The organism is Brevibacillus borstelensis (assembly GCF_036700025.1).
Classification (GTDB): Bacteria; Bacillota; Bacilli; order Brevibacillales; family Brevibacillaceae; genus Brevibacillus; species Brevibacillus borstelensis.
On the sequence record NZ_CP144922.1, the window covers coordinates 816,029 to 832,649 of the forward strand.

General features: G+C 52.8%; 17 protein-coding genes. 15 read left to right on the forward strand and 2 right to left on the reverse strand.

Annotated features, from left to right (window positions below):
• Window positions 1-27 precede the first annotated feature (27 nt).
• Entirely contained in the window at window positions 28-1,446 is a 1,419-nt protein-coding gene (locus tag V5G20_RS03785) for a serine hydrolase domain-containing protein (RefSeq protein WP_338463167.1), read from the forward strand.
• Between the two features lie 75 nt (window positions 1,447-1,521).
• Here V5G20_RS03785 and V5G20_RS03790 read toward each other — a convergent pair whose 3' ends face one another.
• On the reverse strand, window positions 1,522-1,728 hold the full coding sequence (locus V5G20_RS03790; RefSeq protein ID WP_003388303.1) for a hypothetical protein: 207 nt from the start codon (window positions 1,726-1,728) through the stop codon (window positions 1,522-1,524).
• 128 nt (window positions 1,729-1,856) lie between these two features.
• Here V5G20_RS03790 and V5G20_RS03795 point away from each other — a divergent pair, with 128 nt between their 5' ends.
• The 5 genes from V5G20_RS03795 to V5G20_RS03815 all read left to right on the forward strand — a co-directional run bounded on the left by V5G20_RS03795 (window position 1,857) and on the right by V5G20_RS03815 (window position 5,615).
• On the forward strand, window positions 1,857-2,666 hold the full coding sequence (locus tag V5G20_RS03795; protein WP_243014484.1) for a motility protein A: 810 nt from the start codon (window positions 1,857-1,859) through the stop codon (window positions 2,664-2,666).
• Window positions 2,659-3,456, forward strand: a complete 798-nt coding sequence (locus V5G20_RS03800; RefSeq protein ID WP_024984023.1) for an OmpA/MotB family protein — start codon at window positions 2,659-2,661, stop codon at window positions 3,454-3,456. The genes V5G20_RS03795 and V5G20_RS03800 overlap by 8 nt, the downstream gene beginning before the upstream one ends.
• 296 nt (window positions 3,457-3,752) lie before the next feature.
• A complete protein-coding gene (locus V5G20_RS03805) occupies window positions 3,753-4,562 on the forward strand; it encodes a basic amino acid ABC transporter substrate-binding protein (protein ID WP_003388300.1) in 810 nt (269 codons plus the stop codon).
• Between the two features lie 86 nt (window positions 4,563-4,648).
• Entirely contained in the window at window positions 4,649-5,323 is a 675-nt protein-coding gene (locus V5G20_RS03810) for an amino acid ABC transporter permease (protein WP_024984022.1), read from the forward strand.
• A 94-nt stretch (window positions 5,324-5,417) separates the two neighbouring features.
• Complete coding sequence (locus V5G20_RS03815; protein ID WP_003388298.1) at window positions 5,418-5,615, forward strand: cold shock domain-containing protein; 198 nt, start codon at window positions 5,418-5,420, stop codon at window positions 5,613-5,615.
• An 86-nt stretch (window positions 5,616-5,701) separates the two neighbouring features.
• Here V5G20_RS03815 and V5G20_RS03820 read toward each other — a convergent pair whose 3' ends face one another.
• Window positions 5,702-6,754 (reverse strand): HD-GYP domain-containing protein, encoded by a 1,053-nt coding sequence (locus V5G20_RS03820; protein WP_003388297.1) that lies wholly within the window; start codon window positions 6,752-6,754, stop codon window positions 5,702-5,704.
• 205 nt (window positions 6,755-6,959) lie between these two features.
• Between V5G20_RS03820 and hpf the strand changes: the two genes are divergently transcribed.
• The 9 genes from hpf (at window position 6,960) to argC (ending at window position 16,614) form a co-directional block, all read left to right on the forward strand.
• The gene (gene hpf, locus V5G20_RS03825) at window positions 6,960-7,520 is read left to right on the forward strand and encodes a ribosome hibernation-promoting factor, HPF/YfiA family (protein ID WP_003388296.1); all 561 of its coding nucleotides are present in this window, start codon (window positions 6,960-6,962) and stop codon (window positions 7,518-7,520) included.
• A 284-nt stretch (window positions 7,521-7,804) separates the two neighbouring features.
• Window positions 7,805-10,327, forward strand: a complete 2,523-nt coding sequence (gene secA2 / locus V5G20_RS03830) for an accessory Sec system translocase SecA2 (RefSeq protein ID WP_003388295.1) — start codon at window positions 7,805-7,807, stop codon at window positions 10,325-10,327.
• A gap of 253 nt (window positions 10,328-10,580) precedes the next feature.
• A complete protein-coding gene (locus V5G20_RS03835; protein ID WP_251247028.1) occupies window positions 10,581-12,014 on the forward strand; it encodes a S8 family serine peptidase in 1,434 nt (477 codons plus the stop codon).
• A 52-nt stretch (window positions 12,015-12,066) separates the two neighbouring features.
• Window positions 12,067-12,609, forward strand: coding sequence for a hypothetical protein (locus tag V5G20_RS03840; protein ID WP_003388292.1), 543 nt, complete (start codon window positions 12,067-12,069; stop codon window positions 12,607-12,609).
• Window positions 12,610-12,684: 75 nt separating this feature from the next.
• Window positions 12,685-13,810, forward strand: a protein-coding gene (gene prfB / locus V5G20_RS03845; protein WP_122958876.1) for a peptide chain release factor 2 whose coding sequence is annotated in 2 segments (ribosomal slippage) — window positions 12,685-12,765 and window positions 12,767-13,810 — 1,125 coding nt in all. Because the reading frame shifts where the segments join, the coding sequence is not laid out codon by codon here.
• Window positions 13,811-13,845: 35 nt separating this feature from the next.
• Window positions 13,846-14,598 (forward strand): glycerophosphodiester phosphodiesterase, encoded by a 753-nt coding sequence (locus V5G20_RS03850; RefSeq protein ID WP_003388290.1) that lies wholly within the window; start codon window positions 13,846-13,848, stop codon window positions 14,596-14,598.
• 50 nt (window positions 14,599-14,648) lie between these two features.
• Complete coding sequence (locus tag V5G20_RS03855) at window positions 14,649-14,918, forward strand: YciI family protein (RefSeq protein WP_024984017.1); 270 nt, start codon at window positions 14,649-14,651, stop codon at window positions 14,916-14,918.
• Window positions 14,919-14,998: 80 nt separating this feature from the next.
• Window positions 14,999-15,361, forward strand: a complete 363-nt coding sequence (gene cccB, locus V5G20_RS03860) for a cytochrome c551 (RefSeq protein ID WP_003388288.1) — start codon at window positions 14,999-15,001, stop codon at window positions 15,359-15,361.
• A 212-nt stretch (window positions 15,362-15,573) separates the two neighbouring features.
• Window positions 15,574-16,614, forward strand: coding sequence for an N-acetyl-gamma-glutamyl-phosphate reductase (gene argC / locus V5G20_RS03865; RefSeq protein ID WP_039070250.1), 1,041 nt, complete (start codon window positions 15,574-15,576; stop codon window positions 16,612-16,614).
• Window positions 16,615-16,621: the final 7 nt, after the last annotated feature.

Sequence of the window (16,621 nt, forward strand, 5' to 3'; positions counted from 1 at the left end):
TAGAAGTGCAGAAAGGAGGTTTTCGATATGAATCATCAGGAGTGGAAACAGGAGTTTGAACCATTTGCCCAAGCTCGAATGGAGCAAGCCCAGGTGCCTGGAGGGGCGATCGGAATCTGCAAGGACGGAGAGCTGGTCTATTTTGGCTCGTTTGGCTTCAGCGATGTGGAGAAGCAGCAGCCGGTCACGCCGGATACGATATTTGGCATCGCTTCCGTGACCAAGTCGTTTACCTGTATGGCCATTATGCAACTGCAGGAGGCAGGCAAGCTGTCTGTTGACGATCCTGTCGTGGACTACCTGCCTCAGTTTCGCATGCCGCAAGACCAATTCACACGGGATGTGACGATTCATCACTTCATGACCCATACGCCGGGAATGCCGCCTTTGCCCTTTTTGACATCCGCCATGAAGCGGTCGATGGAAAAAGACCCCGCGGTTCTGGAGACGGAGCCGGAGTGTGTAGACGAGTCGGTCCCTGTCGTGGATACGTACGAGGAACTGATGGAGCAAATCGGCTCGTTTCCGGAGGAGGTACTGGGGCGGCCGGGAGAGGCGTTCAGCTACAACAACGATGTGTACGGGCTGTTGGGAGCTATTGTAGAGCGCGTCAGCGGTATGTCCTTTGAACAGTATGTGACGGAACACATCCTGCTCCCCGCGGGGATGAACCGCAGCGTGTTTACTCCGGAGCAGCTTGCAGCACATAGGGACGTAGCAGAGCTGTTTACCCGCAAGACGCGGAACGGAGCCAACGAGGTATTCCACGCCCCAGTCCTGCACGATGCTCCGGCGATGCGGGCCGCAGGCTTTTTGAAATCGAGCGTGGCCGATTTGCTCCGGTATCTGGACATTTTCCGTACAGGTGGAATGGCAGGAGAGACGCGCATCCTCTCTCCGGAGAGTGTGGCCGAGATGACGACTCCCCATGTGAAATGCGATGCTTGCTGGCACTACGGGTACGGCTTGCAGATCGTGCCCGACTTCGTTGGCGGGCCGCTGATCGATCACGGAGGGTCGCTAAAAGGGGTCAGCTCGCAGATTTTTGTGTTGCCGGAAAAGGGCATCACCGGAGTCATCCTGACCAATGTCGACGGCGTGGAAGTGCGCGAGATAGCCGTAGGAGCGCTCAACCTGGTCCTGGATAGACCGCTTGAGACTCCGCTGTTTCGCTTTGCGGACCAGCCGCTGGCGGCAGAGAAGCTCGCTGATTATGCCGGAGAGTATACTTGTCAGGAATGGATGGAAATGAGTGTGGAAGCAAAAGACGGAGTATGCCAGATGACAATGGACGGTACGACTTATGCGCTGCGGCCGGTCGGGAATGATCTGTTCGTATTTCGCCGCAGAGGAGCGGATATCCCCGTGCTGTTCGTGCGAAATGAAGCAGGTGCGGTCCACCGGGCGGTATACGCGAAGCGCCAGCTGCGCAAGAAAGCGCAATGACTTTCGTTCTATTCAAAAGCATAACATGAAGAAAAAACGGACGCGGAGAAGATCCCTGCGTCCGTTGCTCTTTTCCTACACGCTGATGTCAATCGTTTTTCCGGCTGTCGGATGAGGCGCTGCTTGGGCGGCTTGCTGTACGCTTTGCTGCGCATTTGAAAAGTCCTGGATCATCGCCGTCGCACCTGCTGCCATCGTGTTCTGCGCCATTTTCATGACGCTGAGGCTGACAGTGTGCCTCAGCTGGCTCAGCTGCGCGCTCATCATAGAACTCATATCCATTGTTGTTTCCCTCCTTTTTCAATTGCGTCCCTTCACTTTTTTATCGGATTGGAAAAGCTTTGGTATTATAATCAAACTGAACATTTCCGATAAAGGAAGAGAAGAAAGCAAGTAGGAAGGTGACAGGTTTGTCGACGAAACGACGCTCGCTCCTGTTGGTGGGAGCAGTAGTGCTTATTTTTACACATGCGATTTACTTGAAAGGAAACCTGTCCGATCTGTTGAACCTGACGGCTATCGAGCTGGTGGGGCTGTCAGTGCTTATCTCGTATGCGATCAAGCGCAAGCATCTGGAGGTGCGCAAAATCGTTCGTCTGTTGATCCATGGGCGCGAGGGAAACGTGGAGGAGACGATCAAGCGGTTTTATTACTATGCACTGGTTCAAAAGGAACAAGGTTATCTCGAGCTGGAAAAAGAGCTTCAAAATGAAAAAGATTCCTTCGTCCGCCGGGGCAGTCTGCTTGCCATCGAAGGAGTACCGGAGGAGGAGCTCCGCATGATTCTCGAAAACGAGCTGAAGGGCGAACAGCATCGCTACCAGCAGGCGGCAGGCTTTTTCCGCTTGGTCAGCCTTTTGGCCCCCGGCATGGGTCTGGTGGGAACGCTCCTCGGAATGACGGGTGTTCTGGAGACGCTGAATGATTTGAGCCAGACGGGATACAGCCTTAGCTCTGCGGTCGTAGCGACGCTGTACGGGGCGCTTTTGGCCAACATGTTTGCCCTGCCGTGCTACTACCGGCTGATGGACTTGTATGATCAGGAAATGTTTGAGAAGCGGCTCTATCTGGAAGGCTGCATCGGTTTGCAGCGAATGGAGACGCCGCGTGTCCTGTTTGAAAAATTGAACTCGTTTTTGCCCGGGGACAAAAAGCTTGTCCTCATCAAAACCCCTGGAAGCATGAAAGGGACGATCGAAAGGCAGGATCTCCATGCATGACGATCGCTTGTACGACGAAAAAGAGCTGGAAAAAAGCTGGCTGATCAGCTACAGTGACTTGTTTACCCTGCTGTTCGTGATCATTCTCATCGTTGCTGCCGCCCATTCGGCCAAGCTCAAGACCGATATGCAGGAAATCAAGCAAGAGGAGGCCCGCCAGCAGGAAAGTCTGCAAAAAGTGCACGAAAGCCTGGACCTGTTGAACATTCAGAAGCTGGAGCTTCAGCGCCAGGTCCACGAGCTGGAAGCAAGACGCGGAGTGCTGGAGGCTGCAGTAGGTGGAGAGACAGGGGAGACGGTGCCCAAGCCGGCCGTTCCGGTAGATATGGAGGACAAGAGTGACCGGGATATGGAGACAGTGCGAACAGCGCTTTCCGCGGCTCTGGAGGAGCAGAACATCGACTATGAAGAGACGGAAGAAGGCTTGAGGGTCCGCCTGCCGGAGAAGATTCTGTTTTCCAGCGGCTCCGCGGATTTGCGGGAGGATGGAAAGCAGGTGATCGATCATGTCGCACAGGTCCTGGAGCGCTTTTCTTACAAGGTCCGGATCGAAGGATATACGGACGACGTGCCGATTACGCACAGCTCTTTTAGGTCCAACTGGGAGCTGTCCTCTGCCCGGGCGATTGCGGTCATGCGGGAAATGGTGGACGGGCATGGGCTGGCCGCAGATCGATTCACCGTTGCCGGTTGGGGAGAGTATAAACCGCTTGTAGATAACACATCTCCCGAGAATCGCAGTCGCAACCGACGCGTAGAAATTGTCATTCTGGCAGACAAGAGCCAATAAATAAAATTTTCTGTAAATAAAATGAGTTTCCGGAAGGATTCCCGTGCATCAGAGAGAAGTATTTCTGATAGGAATCCTTCTTTCTTTTTGTACGAACCCTTGTTCTATTTTCTTGCCAAAAAACATATTTATTGGGGAGAACGAGCATAAGGGTGAGTTATGCCCAGCTTGTGCACAACGGCCTGTGGATAATGTGGACAACTCTGTGGATGACGCAAAATAAAAGGTGTGCCGATGTGGACAAAGGCTGGGGAAAAGGTTTTCAAGGTAGACACAGATAAGGGGGACATGAACAGATGAAGATGAAGAAGAAATGGTTGACGTCGCTTGTCTTGACTGTCGGGGTAGGGCTGTTGGTATCCGCCTGTGGAACGGGAGGGAATCAGGCTTCGTCCGGCAGCGGCACGGCAGGAGGAGGTACGGCGGAAAAGGTGTACGTGGTTGGTACCGACGCAGCGTATCCGCCGTTTCAAATGCTGGAGGCCGACAACAAGATCACCGGCCACGACATCGATGTGTTAAACGCGATTGCCGAAGCGGGCGGCTTCAAGGTCGAATGGAAGAATACCGGCTGGGACCCTTTGTTTGACGGTCTGGACAGAGGGACCGTAGACATCGGAATCTCGTCGATTACGATCACCGAAGAGCGCAAGAAAAAGTACGACTTTTCTGAACCGTATTTCGAAGCCAACCAGTTGATTCTCGTTGCCGAGGACTCACCGGTAAACAAGCTCGATGACTTGAAAGGCAAGAAAATCGGCGTGCAGGGCGCAACCACGGGCGGAGAAGTGGTAAAGAAAGCATTTGGCGACACGTATCAAGGGCTGAAGGAATACGACGACATGCCTTCCGCTGTGGATGATTTCTTTAACGGGCGCGTGGATGCCGTAGTCGGCGATAATGGCGTCATTCAATATTACGTGAAAAAAATCAAGGACAAGAAATTCAAACTGATCAAAGACGATTCTTTTGAAAAGGAGTATTACGGCATCATGGTCAAAAAAGGCAACACCGAGATCCTGAACAAGATCAACGACGGGTTGAAGAAGATCAAGGAAAACGGTAAGCTGCAAGAAATCTACAACCAGTATTTTAATAAAGAGTAAGAGGGAAGCGCGGACGGGTACGTCAACAGGCGTACCCTGCTGCTTTTTTCGTCCACAGCCAAACAACTTGGAGGGAGGATACAACTCTGGACTGGAGTGTCGTTTACGATTATCGGGAACTGTTCATTCGCGGAATTCTCAATACAATCCTGCTGACGGCCATCGCTACTGTCGTGGGAACGCTTCTGGGGCTGTTTATCAGTTTGGGGAAGCAATCGAGCAAGGCCTGGCTGCGGATTCCCAGCGCGATTTACGTCGAGCTGTTTCGGGGAACTCCGATGCTGGTGCAAATTTTGTTGATTCACTTTGCTGTTATCCCCTCCATTTGGGAGGTATTCTTCCCGGGCCAGAGCAGCCCGGAAGCCATTTATTCCGGTATGATTGCATTGTCCTTGAATGCAGCAGCGTATATCGCTGAAATTTTTCGCGCGGGGATTCAGTCCATTGACCCCGGCCAGATGGAGGCGGCCCGATCTCTCGGGATGACCAAAGGGATGGCTATGCGGCTGATCGTCATTCCTCAGGCGTTCACCCGCATGCTTCCCGCACTGGGAAATGAATTCATCTCGCTGTTGAAAGACTCGTCCCTGACTGCGGTCATCGCCACGCCGGAATTAAACTACGCGGCGATGAGCGTAGCCAAAAGCACCTTGGAGCGCTACCCTCCGTATTTGACGGAAGCAGCCGTCTATCTGGTGCTTACGCTGTTCTTGTCGAGAATCGTCGTCAGAGGACTGGAGAAGAAATATTCAACCAAATGAGGGATGATTTGACTCTCGTTTTGGCGGATGATATAGTCATTCACATGGGATTTGAAATCCCAAGTTTTTACAAAAGAAAGGAATGTGCATCAGCATGCAAGGCAAAGTAAAATGGTTTAATGCAGAAAAAGGTTTTGGCTTTATTGAGCGTGAGGACGGCGGAGACGTTTTCGTACATTACTCGGCTATCCAAAAAGAAGGCTTCCGTACATTGGAAGAGGGACAAACCGTAGAATTTGATATCGTGGAAGGGGATCGCGGTCCCCAAGCAGCGAACGTAGTTATCGCGTAGCTACTGATTGCAAACGCCAGCCACCGATAAAAGCAAATCCCCCTGTACCAAATGGTATGGGGGATTTTTTCATGTACGGCCTGTTGTCAGCCGATGATGCTCTGGATGTGCAGGGAACGGTGTTGACGCAAATCGAGGTACTCCCCTCTGCGGCGTACGAGAGGCCGCAGCGGCTCATCTGTATGAATCATGATGACTTCCACGCGATCACCTGAATTGAGGTAAGCTTCTGCCCCTACATACAGCATCACGACATAATGGATAAAGCGGGTGACAACCTGGGCGTTTAACTTGCCTGAGTAGGCCAAATCTTGTAACACGGATGCAGCTTCGAAAGGGGAGGTTCCCTTGCGATACACCCGGTCCGTGCAAATGGCGTCAAATACGTCTGCGACACTGACGATTTGGCATTCGATCGGAATGTGCTCCTGTGTGCGTCCTTCGGGATAGCCGCTGCCATCCAGCCGTTCGTGATGAAGAAGCGCACAGAGAGCAATCAGCTCGTCTGCTCCCTCCATTTGGCGAAGCAGATGCTCCCCGAGCCGGGCATGCTGCTTCATCACTTCGTATTCCTCGTCGGTCAGCCGCTCCGGTTTGAGCAGGATTTCTTTCGGTATCAGCATTTTGCCTACGTCATGCAAAAGGCCCGCCTGCCCCAGCAACACAATGTTTTCCTGCGTGTGTCCCATCAGCTTGCCGATTAATGCAGCCAAAATGCCCACATGCAGGGAGTGGCGGTAGGTGTATTGGGCGGTTCCTTCCTTTACGTAAATAAAACGCTGAACTCCGCAACGCTGCAGAATTTCGTCCAGCAACGGATAAAACACATGATTGAATTGATGCAGAGGAGGAATGGAACCGGTCGCGATCCGGATGAACAACTCCTCTGTTTGTTTGACAGCTTCCATGTATTCACGAGCTGCTTCCACTTCATTCCAATGGAGCAGGGGAGAAGGTGGGTCTGGTAAGTCGCCATCCTTGGCTACATATACCCGTTCGACCTGGTGTGCACAAAGCAAGCGGATATCGCTTTGGTGCAAGACCGCGCCAGCCGGCAGGAGCAAAAGCCCCTTCTCGTTGTATACGTCTTGTGCCAGCGTCTTTCCCGTAATGGAATGCGAAGGGTTTACCTCTTCCATGAGGATTCCTCCATTCAGTTGTCTTGCGCGGTAATTATTCCCTAATGATCGTAGTATATCATAGCTGTTTTTGAAAGCTTTACTAGAAAATTGTCGTAACTTGTAGAGATGTAAACATTTTGTAAAGGTTTTTTTAAGCTGGCGGGGAGGATTTTTTACATATGTAAGGAATAGGTATTAGGAAAGACGGAAGGAGGTTTGAACCATGAAATTTCAAATTCGTGGAGAAAACATTCAAGTTACCGCAGCACTTCGAGAGTATGTAGAAAAGAAAGTGGGCCGTCTTGCAAAGTACTTTGAAAACTCTAGCCCTGCAGATGTACAGGTTACGATGAGAGTTCTAAAGGGAGAAGGGACCATCGAGGTGACGATCCCTCTCAGCGGAGTAATCCTTCGCGCCGAAGAAACGCATGAAGATATGTACGCCTCCATTGATTTGGTGGTAGAAAAGCTGGAAAGACAGATTCGTAAGCATAAAACCAAATTAATACGCAAGCTCCGTACCGAATCGACCAACAAGGCAGCGGGGAATAGCCGCCAGGCGGTCGCCGTATTGACAGAAGACCTGGAGGAGGGGGAAGATGTCGACATCGACATTGTTCGGACCAAACGCTTTAACTTAAAGCCGATGGACGCCCAGGAAGCAGTCATGCAAATGGATATGCTAGGTCACAGCTTCTTTGTTTTCCAAAACAGCGACACGAACGACGTCAACGTCGTTTACCGCCGAAATGATGGTCGCTACGGATTGATTGAACCGAAATAAAGCCCGTCAAACAGGGAGTTGCTTATTCTGGCAACTCCCTTTACTTGTGCACTCCTATTCTCATTTGATAAAATATCAATTTAGGGAAGACGCATATGTAAAAGTGTCTTTTTATGGAAGTGGAAGTAGGAATCGCTCCTGAAGGCCTATAATGGTTTTTCGGCGGGAGGGTACATGAAATAGAAAGCAGATTGCCACTGGGAAGCCTCCGTTCGAGGACCCTGATGTGGCTGCGCAAGGGAAGCATAATCGAAGCAGTTTTGCCACTAGGAAGGGGTGTCCTTATGCTGGGACTCGTAAAAAAGATTTTTGGCGACAGCAACGAGCGTGAAGTCAAAAAGATGTTTAAGCGCGTAGAAAAGATCAACGCGTTGGAACCGACTGTACAAGCACTGTCCGATGAGCAGTTGCGGGCGAAGACGGAGGAATTTAAAAATCGGCTCGCGAAGGGCGAGACACTGGACGACATTCTAAACGAAGCGTTTGCGGTCGTCCGTGAAGCATCCAAGCGAGTTCTGGGCATGCGTCACTTTGACGTGCAGCTGATCGGCGGTATGGTCCTCCAGGAAGGACGTATTGCCGAGATGAAGACAGGGGAAGGGAAAACCCTCGTCGCGACGCTGGCGACCTACCTGAATGCGCTGCAGGGCAAGGGCGTACACGTCGTAACCGTCAACGAATACTTGGCTGAACGCGACTCTACCATCATGGGTCAGCTCTACAATTTCCTCGGACTTACAGTCGGTCTGAACAAAAACGGTCTGACTGCGGAAGAAAAGCGTGAAGCTTATAACTGCGATATTACGTACGGTACCAACAACGAGTTTGGCTTTGACTATTTGCGCGACAACATGGTGCTGTACAAAGAACAGATGGTTCAGCGCCCGCTTTACTTTGCGATTATTGACGAGGTGGACAGCATTCTGATCGACGAAGCGCGTACGCCGTTGATCATTTCCGGTGCTGCCAACCGCACTACAGAACTTTACTACATCTGTTCGCATTTTGTGAAGCGTCTGGAGGCGGAAACAGACTATACGGTGGACGAAAAATTAAAAATCGTTTCATTGACCGATGAAGGCGTGGCCAAGGTCGAGCAGGCATTCAACATTGAAAACCTGTACGATACCGCGCACATGACTCTCAACCATCACATCACCGCCGCCCTGAAAGCGCAAGTGCTCTTTAAGCGCGACGTGGACTACGTGGTGCAGGATGGCGAGGTTGTCATCGTCGATGAATTTACCGGCCGTCTGATGGTAGGACGCCGCTACAGCGAAGGTCTGCACCAGGCGATTGAAGCCAAGGAAGGGCTCCGTGTTCAGAGCGAGAGCATGACGCTGGCGACGATTACTTTGCAAAACTACTTCCGCATGTACCAAAAGCTCTCCGGTATGACCGGTACAGCCAAAACAGAGGAAGAAGAGTTTAAAAAGATTTACGGCTTGGATGTAGTCGTGATCCCGACCAACAAACCCGTTATCCGTCAAGATTTGCCGGACCTGGTTTTCAAAACCGAAGCGGCCAAGTACCGTGCGGTCGTGGCCGATATCGTCGAGCGTCATAAAAAAGGCCAGCCGATCCTGGTCGGTACGATTTCCATCGAAAACTCCGAGATGCTCTCGCAGCTGCTCAAGCAAAAGGGCGTACCGCATAACGTGTTGAACGCGAAGCAGCATGCGCGCGAAGCGGAGATTATCGCTCGTGCGGGTCAGTACGGCGCTGTCACCATCGCGACGAACATGGCCGGCCGCGGTACGGACATTCAGCTGGGCGAAGGCGTAGCCGAGCTGGGCGGTCTGCACATTATCGGTACCGAGCGCCATGAGAGCCGCCGGATTGACAACCAGCTCCGCGGACGTGCAGGACGTCAGGGCGACCCGGGTTCTTCCCAGTTCTTCCTCTCCATGCAGGATGAGCTGATGAGACGCTTCGGAGCGGACAACATCATGAACATGATGGACCGCCTCGGAATGGAAGAGGACATGCCGATCGAAAGCAGACTCGTTACGCGTGCTGTCGAATCCGCGCAAAAACGGGTGGAGGGCTCCAACTTTGACGCCCGTAAAGTGGTTCTCCAGTACGACGATGTCATGAACCAGCAGCGCGCAGTAATTTACAAGCAGCGCCGCGATATTTTGGAGCAATCGGATTTGAGCGAAGTTGTCCTGCCGATGATCTACAGCGTCATCGACCGCACTGTGGAAAACTTCTGTCCGAAGGAAGAGGTACCGGAAGAATGGAACCTCGAAGGCTTGGCCGAAGCAGCCAACAACGGCTTCCTGCACGATGAGATCATGACTGCGGACAAACTGAAGGGCAAAGAAGCCGAGGAAATCGTCGAGCTTCTGAAAGAAGAGGTCCTGAAGCAGTTCAAGCAGCGCGAAGTGGAAATCGGCGAGATGATGCGCGAGTTTGAAAAGGTCGTTGTACTCCGCGCTGTCGACAGCAAGTGGATGGATCACATCGACGCGATGGAACAGCTTCGACAAGGTATCCACCTGCGCGCTTACGGACAAAACGATCCGCTGCGCGAGTACCAATTCGAAGGCTACGAAATGTTCCAGTCGATGGTCGCTGCCGTCGAAGAGGAAGTGGCCATGTACATCATGAAAGCAGAGGTCAGCCAAAACCTGGAGCGTCAGGAAGTGATCCGCGGTCAGGCTGCAGATCAGTCTCAACTGAAAACGTCCGGTCCATCCGAGCGTCCTGACAGCGAGACCTCCGGTGACGCCGATCCGAAAAACCGCGCTCAGCGCCGCGCCGAGGAACAGGAGCGCCGCCGCCAGATGAAACGGAATCAATAAAAACGATTGAGTCACTGTCATTTTTGCTAGAAAACAACGAAACCCACTCTTTTCCGAAGCTGGAGAGAGTGGGTTTTTTTCGTTATTCTTCCTGACCGTCAGACAGGCTTCGTCCCTTTCTCGCTTTCTTCGTTGGAAAAATGATCGCTGTTTGTCTGACACTGCAAGATTGTATCGAACGATTTTGATAGAAAAAATAGGGAAAATCTTTACAATCGGTAGTACAACAAATTTTCGATGGAGGATGATAGCGATGAATAGAGCAGTGAGAATGGTACTAAGCACGACACTGGTATTGGGCTTGGCAGCTTCTGCCCTCTCTGTGGTACAGACCCCAGCGTCGGGGAAAAGCAAGGAAAGGGCCTATCTCATCGCTTATAAAAACGACATCCCGAGTGATTTGGAAGAGAGAATCGAAGAATCGGGAGGATCAGTGGAGACTGTCATCGATGAAGTCGGCATCGTTTCCGCCACCTCTGATGACCCGGACTTTTTAGAAAAGATCAAGGAAGACAAGGAAGTGCTGGCAGCGGAAGAGGAGCTGGAAATCTTCCTCGACGAGGAGGAGCCGGAAGCGGCGGACGGACAGCCGATTACAGATATACCTCAGCCTGACTGGGATGATCCCGATCAGAATTATTACGATTTGCAATGGGACATCAAGCGAATCACCAATAACTTCAAATCTCATGAGATCAGCAAAGGAAACTCAAAAACGGTTGTCGGGATTATCGATACCGGATTGGACTTCGACCATCCGGACCTGCGGGACAATGCGGATGAAGAGGGCAGCAAGACATTTGTGCCGGGGACGAAAGACGCTTGGGACCAAAACGGACATGGCACGCATGTCGCTGGTTCCATCGCAGCCAATGGCAAGATGCTCGGGGTGGGGCCCAACCTGACTGTGCGAGCCTACCGGGTGTTCGGGGCAACCGGCGGCGCCCAGCAGTCATGGATTACAGACGCACTGGTAGAGGCAGCCAATGACGGGGTGGACGTTGTCAATATGAGCCTCGGCGGCTGGAGGTGGATGGCTCACAACTACGGTGAAAAAGGAGACTCCGCCTCGATGGTGGCTTACCACAGGGCTGTCCAGTACGCGGTGAAAAAAGGTGTCACAGTCGTCGTCGCTGCCGGCAACGACTCAAGAAACCTGGGAAGTCTGCACGATATGCAGGAATATTGGAAGGAAACCTACGGCCTCGATATCAAAGGGCCATCCCGGGTAGTACCGGCACAAATCCCAGGGGTGATCACCGTATCGTCGTCCAATGAATGGTCCGAAGACGAAATCGCCTTTTACTCCAACTACGGCAACCCGATCGATATAGCTGCACCGGGCGGAGACAATGGACCGGAATACGACAGACTGTACCGTCAAGACCCGAAAGGAGACTATCTGGATAAACGCGACTTCCGCTATCGCGCCTTCTCCACCTATCCGACGTACTTGCCGCCTTACTTTACCTCTAATCTGAAGGGGTACGCATTTATGCACGGCACGTCGATGGCAGCGCCCAAGGTGGCCGGAATTGCAGCCGTGATCAAAGCGGAACATCCGGATATGAAGCCGTCCCAGGTGGCAGCGTTGATCAAGAAAACAGCGGAGGACTTCGGGAAGCGAGGACAAGACAAGTACTTCGGGGCTGGGGAAGCAAATATTTACAACGCGCTGACGGAGTAAACAATGGTTTACATCAGCTTGAAAAACTAGATGCTGAACGGGGGAATGAAGCATGAGAACGACAGGAAACGTAATGGGTGTTCAGGCGCAATTCATCCTCGAGAGAATCGACGAGACGTGGAAGATACTAAAGCGGAGAATGCAGGACGCTCAAGGGGGGTACCTGTTTACAGACAAAGCGCATGCGGCTGCAACAGCAGCAGAGGATGCTTCGGCTGAGGGGGGCGGGGAAGCAGATGCTCACAATCAGGTGCTGGTCGGTGTCCAAAGCCCGGTCTTTGACGATCACAGGCTGACAACCGAGCTTCCCGAGCCCAACTGGGGCATTGAGCTGCCTTTGCAAGCTGCATTCATCACGGACACGGGAAGAGGCAGCCAGATGGGGAACGGATTATTCTCCCGCAGCACAAACAGCGTGAGAACAAGGCAAAAGAAGAAGCGTGCAGGGTTGTCGATCCTCCATTTGCTAGGCAGGATGGCTCGACCGGAAAAAGCGTCTGCAAGCCCGAACGAGCCGCAAGAGACAAGATCCGCTCCGGCACCGCCAAATCTGCCGGGAAGCCAAGGCTTCCGTTATTTGGGCCCCAATTCGTGATCACCGGTCATGTTGCGAATCCGCCGAATTACGGTACAATGATACATAGCATAATGAAGAGTAGGTGATTCGCACATGGCATTAATTGATATTGCGGACATCAAGCAAGAGATGTCGAGCATGGCTAAACGTTTAGCGGATATTAGGGGGTCTCTTTGACCTCCCAGTCAAGCAAGAGAGGATCGGTGAGCTGGAGGAGCGCATGCTGGCTCCGGACTTCTGGGACGACAACGACGCTGCCCAAAAGACGATCAGCGAGCTGAACGCCTTGAAGGGTCTGGTCGAGACCATGGGCAAGCTGGATGCCCAATACGAGGATTTGCAGGTCATGCTGGAACTGATCATCGAAGAAGGCGACGATTCGATGATTCAGGATGTGTACGACAGCACCCAGGCGCTGAAAAAGGAATTTGAAAGCTTCGAGCTGGAGCTGCTGCTCAGCGACCAGTACGATAAAAACAACGCCATTCTCGAGCTTCATCCGGGTGCAGGCGGTACGGAATCCCAGGACTGGGCGTCCATGCTGCTGCGCATGTACACACGCTGGGGGGAATCCAAGGGCTTCAAGGTGGAGACGCTGGATTACCTGCCAGGGGATGAAGCGGGGGTTAAAAGCGTTACGCTCTTGATCAAGGGGCATAATGCATACGGCTACCTCAAATCGGAAAAAGGCGTCCATCGTCTGGTCCGAATCTCCCCGTTCGATTCGTCGGGGCGCCGTCACACCTCCTTTGTTTCCTGCAATGTCCTGCCTGAGATCGAGGATGACACAGAGGTGAACATCCGTACGGAAGATTTGAAGATCGACACCTACCGTTCCAGTGGTGCGGGAGGTCAGCACATCAACACGACCGACTCCGCTGTCCGGATCACGCACCTTCCGACCGGCATTGTCGTGACCTGCCAGACGGAGCGCTCCCAGATCAAAAACCGCGAGCGGGCGATGAAAATGCTGGCAGCCCGTCTGTTTGAAAAGAAGCGGGAAGAGCAGGAGAAAACACTGCAGGCGATTCAGGGGGAGCAAAAGGATATCGCCTGGGGCAGCCAGATTCGCTCCTACGTGTTTCACCCATACAGCCTGGTCAAGGATCACCGCACCAATGTGGAGGTTGGAAACGTGCAGGCTGTCATGGACGGGGACATCGATTCGTTTATCGATGCATATCTCCGTTCGCAAATCAACCGTCCGGAACAGGCATGACTCTTTTCGGACAGCAAGAAGCGGGGGAGGCTTCCATGAAGGGAAAGCCGTTGATTCTCGGTCATCGCGGGGCATCACATGATGCCCCGGAAAACACCTGTGCTGCCTTTTCCATGGCCATGGAGCAACAAGCAGACGGGGTAGAACTAGACGTCCAACTGACAACAGACGGGCGTCTTTGTGTTATTCACGATCACACTCTGGAGCGGACCACCAGCGGCTTTGGCCCCGTTGGCGAAAAGACAATGGCCGAGCTTTCCGCACTGTCGGCAGGAGCCTGGTTCAGTCCCGAGTTCTCGGAACAAAAGGTTCCGGAGCTGGCAGACGTGTTGGCGCTTCTGCCCGAGGGAGCCACTGTGAATGTAGAGATAAAAAACGGTCCTGCATGGTACGAAGGAATCGGCACCGCAGTGGCCGAACAATTATGCATGTGGAAAAACAAGCTCTCGTTGATCGTATCCTCCTTTGACCATCAGGTTCTGGAAGAGGTGCATCGGCGGGAGCCTGCCTTGTATCTGGGGCTGCTGTACGAAGCGAGGCTGTACGACCCGGTTGCCTACGTGCGGTCGCTGCCGTACCCGGTATATTCGCTGCATCTCTGGCATGGTCTGATTACAGCGGAAATCGCCCGGCAGGCACACGCGGCTGGCCTTCGCGTTTTTGCCTACACCGTCGACGAGCCGGAGGAAGTGGCCAGGCTGACGGCGTTCGGCATCGATGCGATCATGACCAACAAGCCTCGCGAGGTGCGGCAAATGAGCGGGCATCGGGTTTCACCTCGGATCTAATGCGCTTCCGCATGGAAAGAGACAAGCAAAAGGAAGAAGGAGAGAAAAAAATGCTCTACGTCGCTATGCTGTCCATCATCGATCAGGATTTGAACGCAAAAGTGCGTCCGGCCCACTTGGACTACATCAACGATTTGTACAAGCAGGGAAAAGTAGTGATGGCCGGCCCATTTACGGACAAGCAGGGAGGTCTGGTCATCTATAAAGCGGATACGCAGGAAGAAGCGCTTCGATTGGCTCAGGCTGATCCGGTGGTGAAGGAAGGAGCTCGAACGCTGGAATTGCGCGAATGGAGTCCTTTAAATTTTCCTCTGGGATAAGTTGACCAAATGGAGAATGAATAGAGCGCAGCAGAGGCATACTTAGCGAAGAAATATTCTTCAATAAGGAGGGAACAGCCATGAAGCGCTTCCCAATATCTGTCCTTACTGTTGCGCTTGTTCTATTTTTGAGTGCTTGTGGCGGAGGAGGCAACCAAGCCCAGCCGCCTGCCAATCAGCCAGCCGGAGAGACGACCCCAACCGCTCCTACTGGCGGGTACGATGCGGCGACGGCTGAAACGCTGTTTAAAAACAATTGCGCCAGCTGCCATGGACAGGATTTGTCCGGCTCAGTCGGTCCGAATTTGACCCAGGTTGGCGGCAAGTACACCAAGGAGCAGATTCTGGAGATCCTGAAAAACGGAAAAGGCGGCATGCCCGGCGGCCTAGTCAAGGATCAAGACGCCGAGACGGTGGCTGCTTGGCTCGCCGACAAGAAATAGCTGTCATATCAATCAGAACGTGCGCTTCACTCGGCACACGTTGTAGCGCTGCATGGCGGTAGTCGAACATATGCATCGCTCGGGACCTGCAAAAACATGCATGGAACAAAGCGTCCGATAAATTGTCGGGCGCTTTTTCTATGGCAAGGGTTGTTTTTTGGATGAATGTTTATTATTATTTTTGTATAAAAATACAGATAGGGAGAGGGACTATGATCCGGGTCGGAATTGTCGGGGCAACTGGTTACAGCGGTGTCGAGCTGATACGTCTTTTGGCCGGCCATCCTCACGTGAAGGTGGCCAATTTATATTCCAGCACGTCAGAAGGAGAATCGCTTGCAAGCGTGTTCCCCCACGTGCAGGCGCTTGAGCTTCCCGTCCTGGCAAAAATAGATGCCGGGCAAATGGGAGCGGACAACGATGTCATTTTTCTCGCTACCCCTGCGGGTGTCAGTGCTGAGCTTTCGCCAGAGCTGGTCAAGAACGGCGCGAAAGTGATTGACCTGTCCGGTGATTTCCGTTTGAAGGACGGTGCTGCCTATACGCAATGGTATAAGCGGCAGCCGGCGGCGGACGAATGGCTGCAGAAAGCAGTCTACGGCTTGTCCGAATGGAAAAAGGAAGAGATTGCGGGAGCAGAGCTGATCGCCAATCCGGGCTGCTATCCGACTGCTGCATTGCTGGGAATGATTCCGCTGGCAAAATCGGGCTGGGTCAACCCGAAAAGCTGGATCATCGACGCCAAATCAGGTGTTTCCGGGGCAGGACGGGGTGTTTCGCTCGGGGTTCACTACAGTGAAATCAATGAAAGCATCCATGCATACAAGGTCTCGTCCCACCAGCATACGCCCGAGATTGAGCAGGAGTTGACGGGGCAGGCAGAGCTGGAGCAGCTCATCCAGTTCACACCCCATCTCGTGCCGATGACGCGGGGAATCCTGGTGACGGCCTATGGACAACTGGAGAAGGCAGCCGCTCTTTCCGAGCTTCAGGAGCTTTACCAGTCCTCCTATGCGGGAAAGCCGTTTGTCCGCCTTCGTCAGCCGGGCAGTCATCCGCGCACCAAAGAGGTGTATGGTTCCAACTATTGCGACATCGCGCTGCATGTAGATGATAGAACCGGCCGGGTCATTGTGCTTTCCGTAATCGATAACGTCGTCAAAGGAGCGGCAGGTCAGGCGGTGCAAAACATGAACATCATGCTTGGGCTGCCGGAGACAGCCGGTTTGCCGCTCGTACCGCTTTTCCCGTAGAGGAGGT

What these genes read in the sequence shown, in the direction of transcription:
- V5G20_RS03785 (WP_338463167.1), top strand. Translation starts at nt 28, where the DNA reads ATGAATCATCAGGAGTGGAAACAGGAGTTTGAACCATTTGCCCAAGCT.
- V5G20_RS03790 (WP_003388303.1), bottom strand. Translation starts at nt 1,728, where the DNA reads ATGGATATGAGTTCTATGATGAGCGCGCAGCTGAGCCAGCTGAGGCAC.
- V5G20_RS03800 (WP_024984023.1), top strand. Translation starts at nt 2,659, where the DNA reads ATGCATGACGATCGCTTGTACGACGAAAAAGAGCTGGAAAAAAGCTGG.
- V5G20_RS03805 (WP_003388300.1), top strand. Translation starts at nt 3,753, where the DNA reads ATGAAGATGAAGAAGAAATGGTTGACGTCGCTTGTCTTGACTGTCGGG.
- V5G20_RS03815 (WP_003388298.1), top strand. Translation starts at nt 5,418, where the DNA reads ATGCAAGGCAAAGTAAAATGGTTTAATGCAGAAAAAGGTTTTGGCTTT.
- V5G20_RS03820 (WP_003388297.1), bottom strand. Translation starts at nt 6,754, where the DNA reads ATGGAAGAGGTAAACCCTTCGCATTCCATTACGGGAAAGACGCTGGCA.
- hpf (WP_003388296.1), top strand. Translation starts at nt 6,960, where the DNA reads ATGAAATTTCAAATTCGTGGAGAAAACATTCAAGTTACCGCAGCACTT.
- secA2 (WP_003388295.1), top strand. Translation starts at nt 7,805, where the DNA reads ATGCTGGGACTCGTAAAAAAGATTTTTGGCGACAGCAACGAGCGTGAA.
- V5G20_RS03835 (WP_251247028.1), top strand. Translation starts at nt 10,581, where the DNA reads ATGAATAGAGCAGTGAGAATGGTACTAAGCACGACACTGGTATTGGGC.
- V5G20_RS03840 (WP_003388292.1), top strand. Translation starts at nt 12,067, where the DNA reads ATGAGAACGACAGGAAACGTAATGGGTGTTCAGGCGCAATTCATCCTC.
- V5G20_RS03850 (WP_003388290.1), top strand. Translation starts at nt 13,846, where the DNA reads ATGAAGGGAAAGCCGTTGATTCTCGGTCATCGCGGGGCATCACATGAT.
- V5G20_RS03855 (WP_024984017.1), top strand. Translation starts at nt 14,649, where the DNA reads ATGCTCTACGTCGCTATGCTGTCCATCATCGATCAGGATTTGAACGCA.
- cccB (WP_003388288.1), top strand. Translation starts at nt 14,999, where the DNA reads ATGAAGCGCTTCCCAATATCTGTCCTTACTGTTGCGCTTGTTCTATTT.
- argC (WP_039070250.1), top strand. Translation starts at nt 15,574, where the DNA reads ATGATCCGGGTCGGAATTGTCGGGGCAACTGGTTACAGCGGTGTCGAG.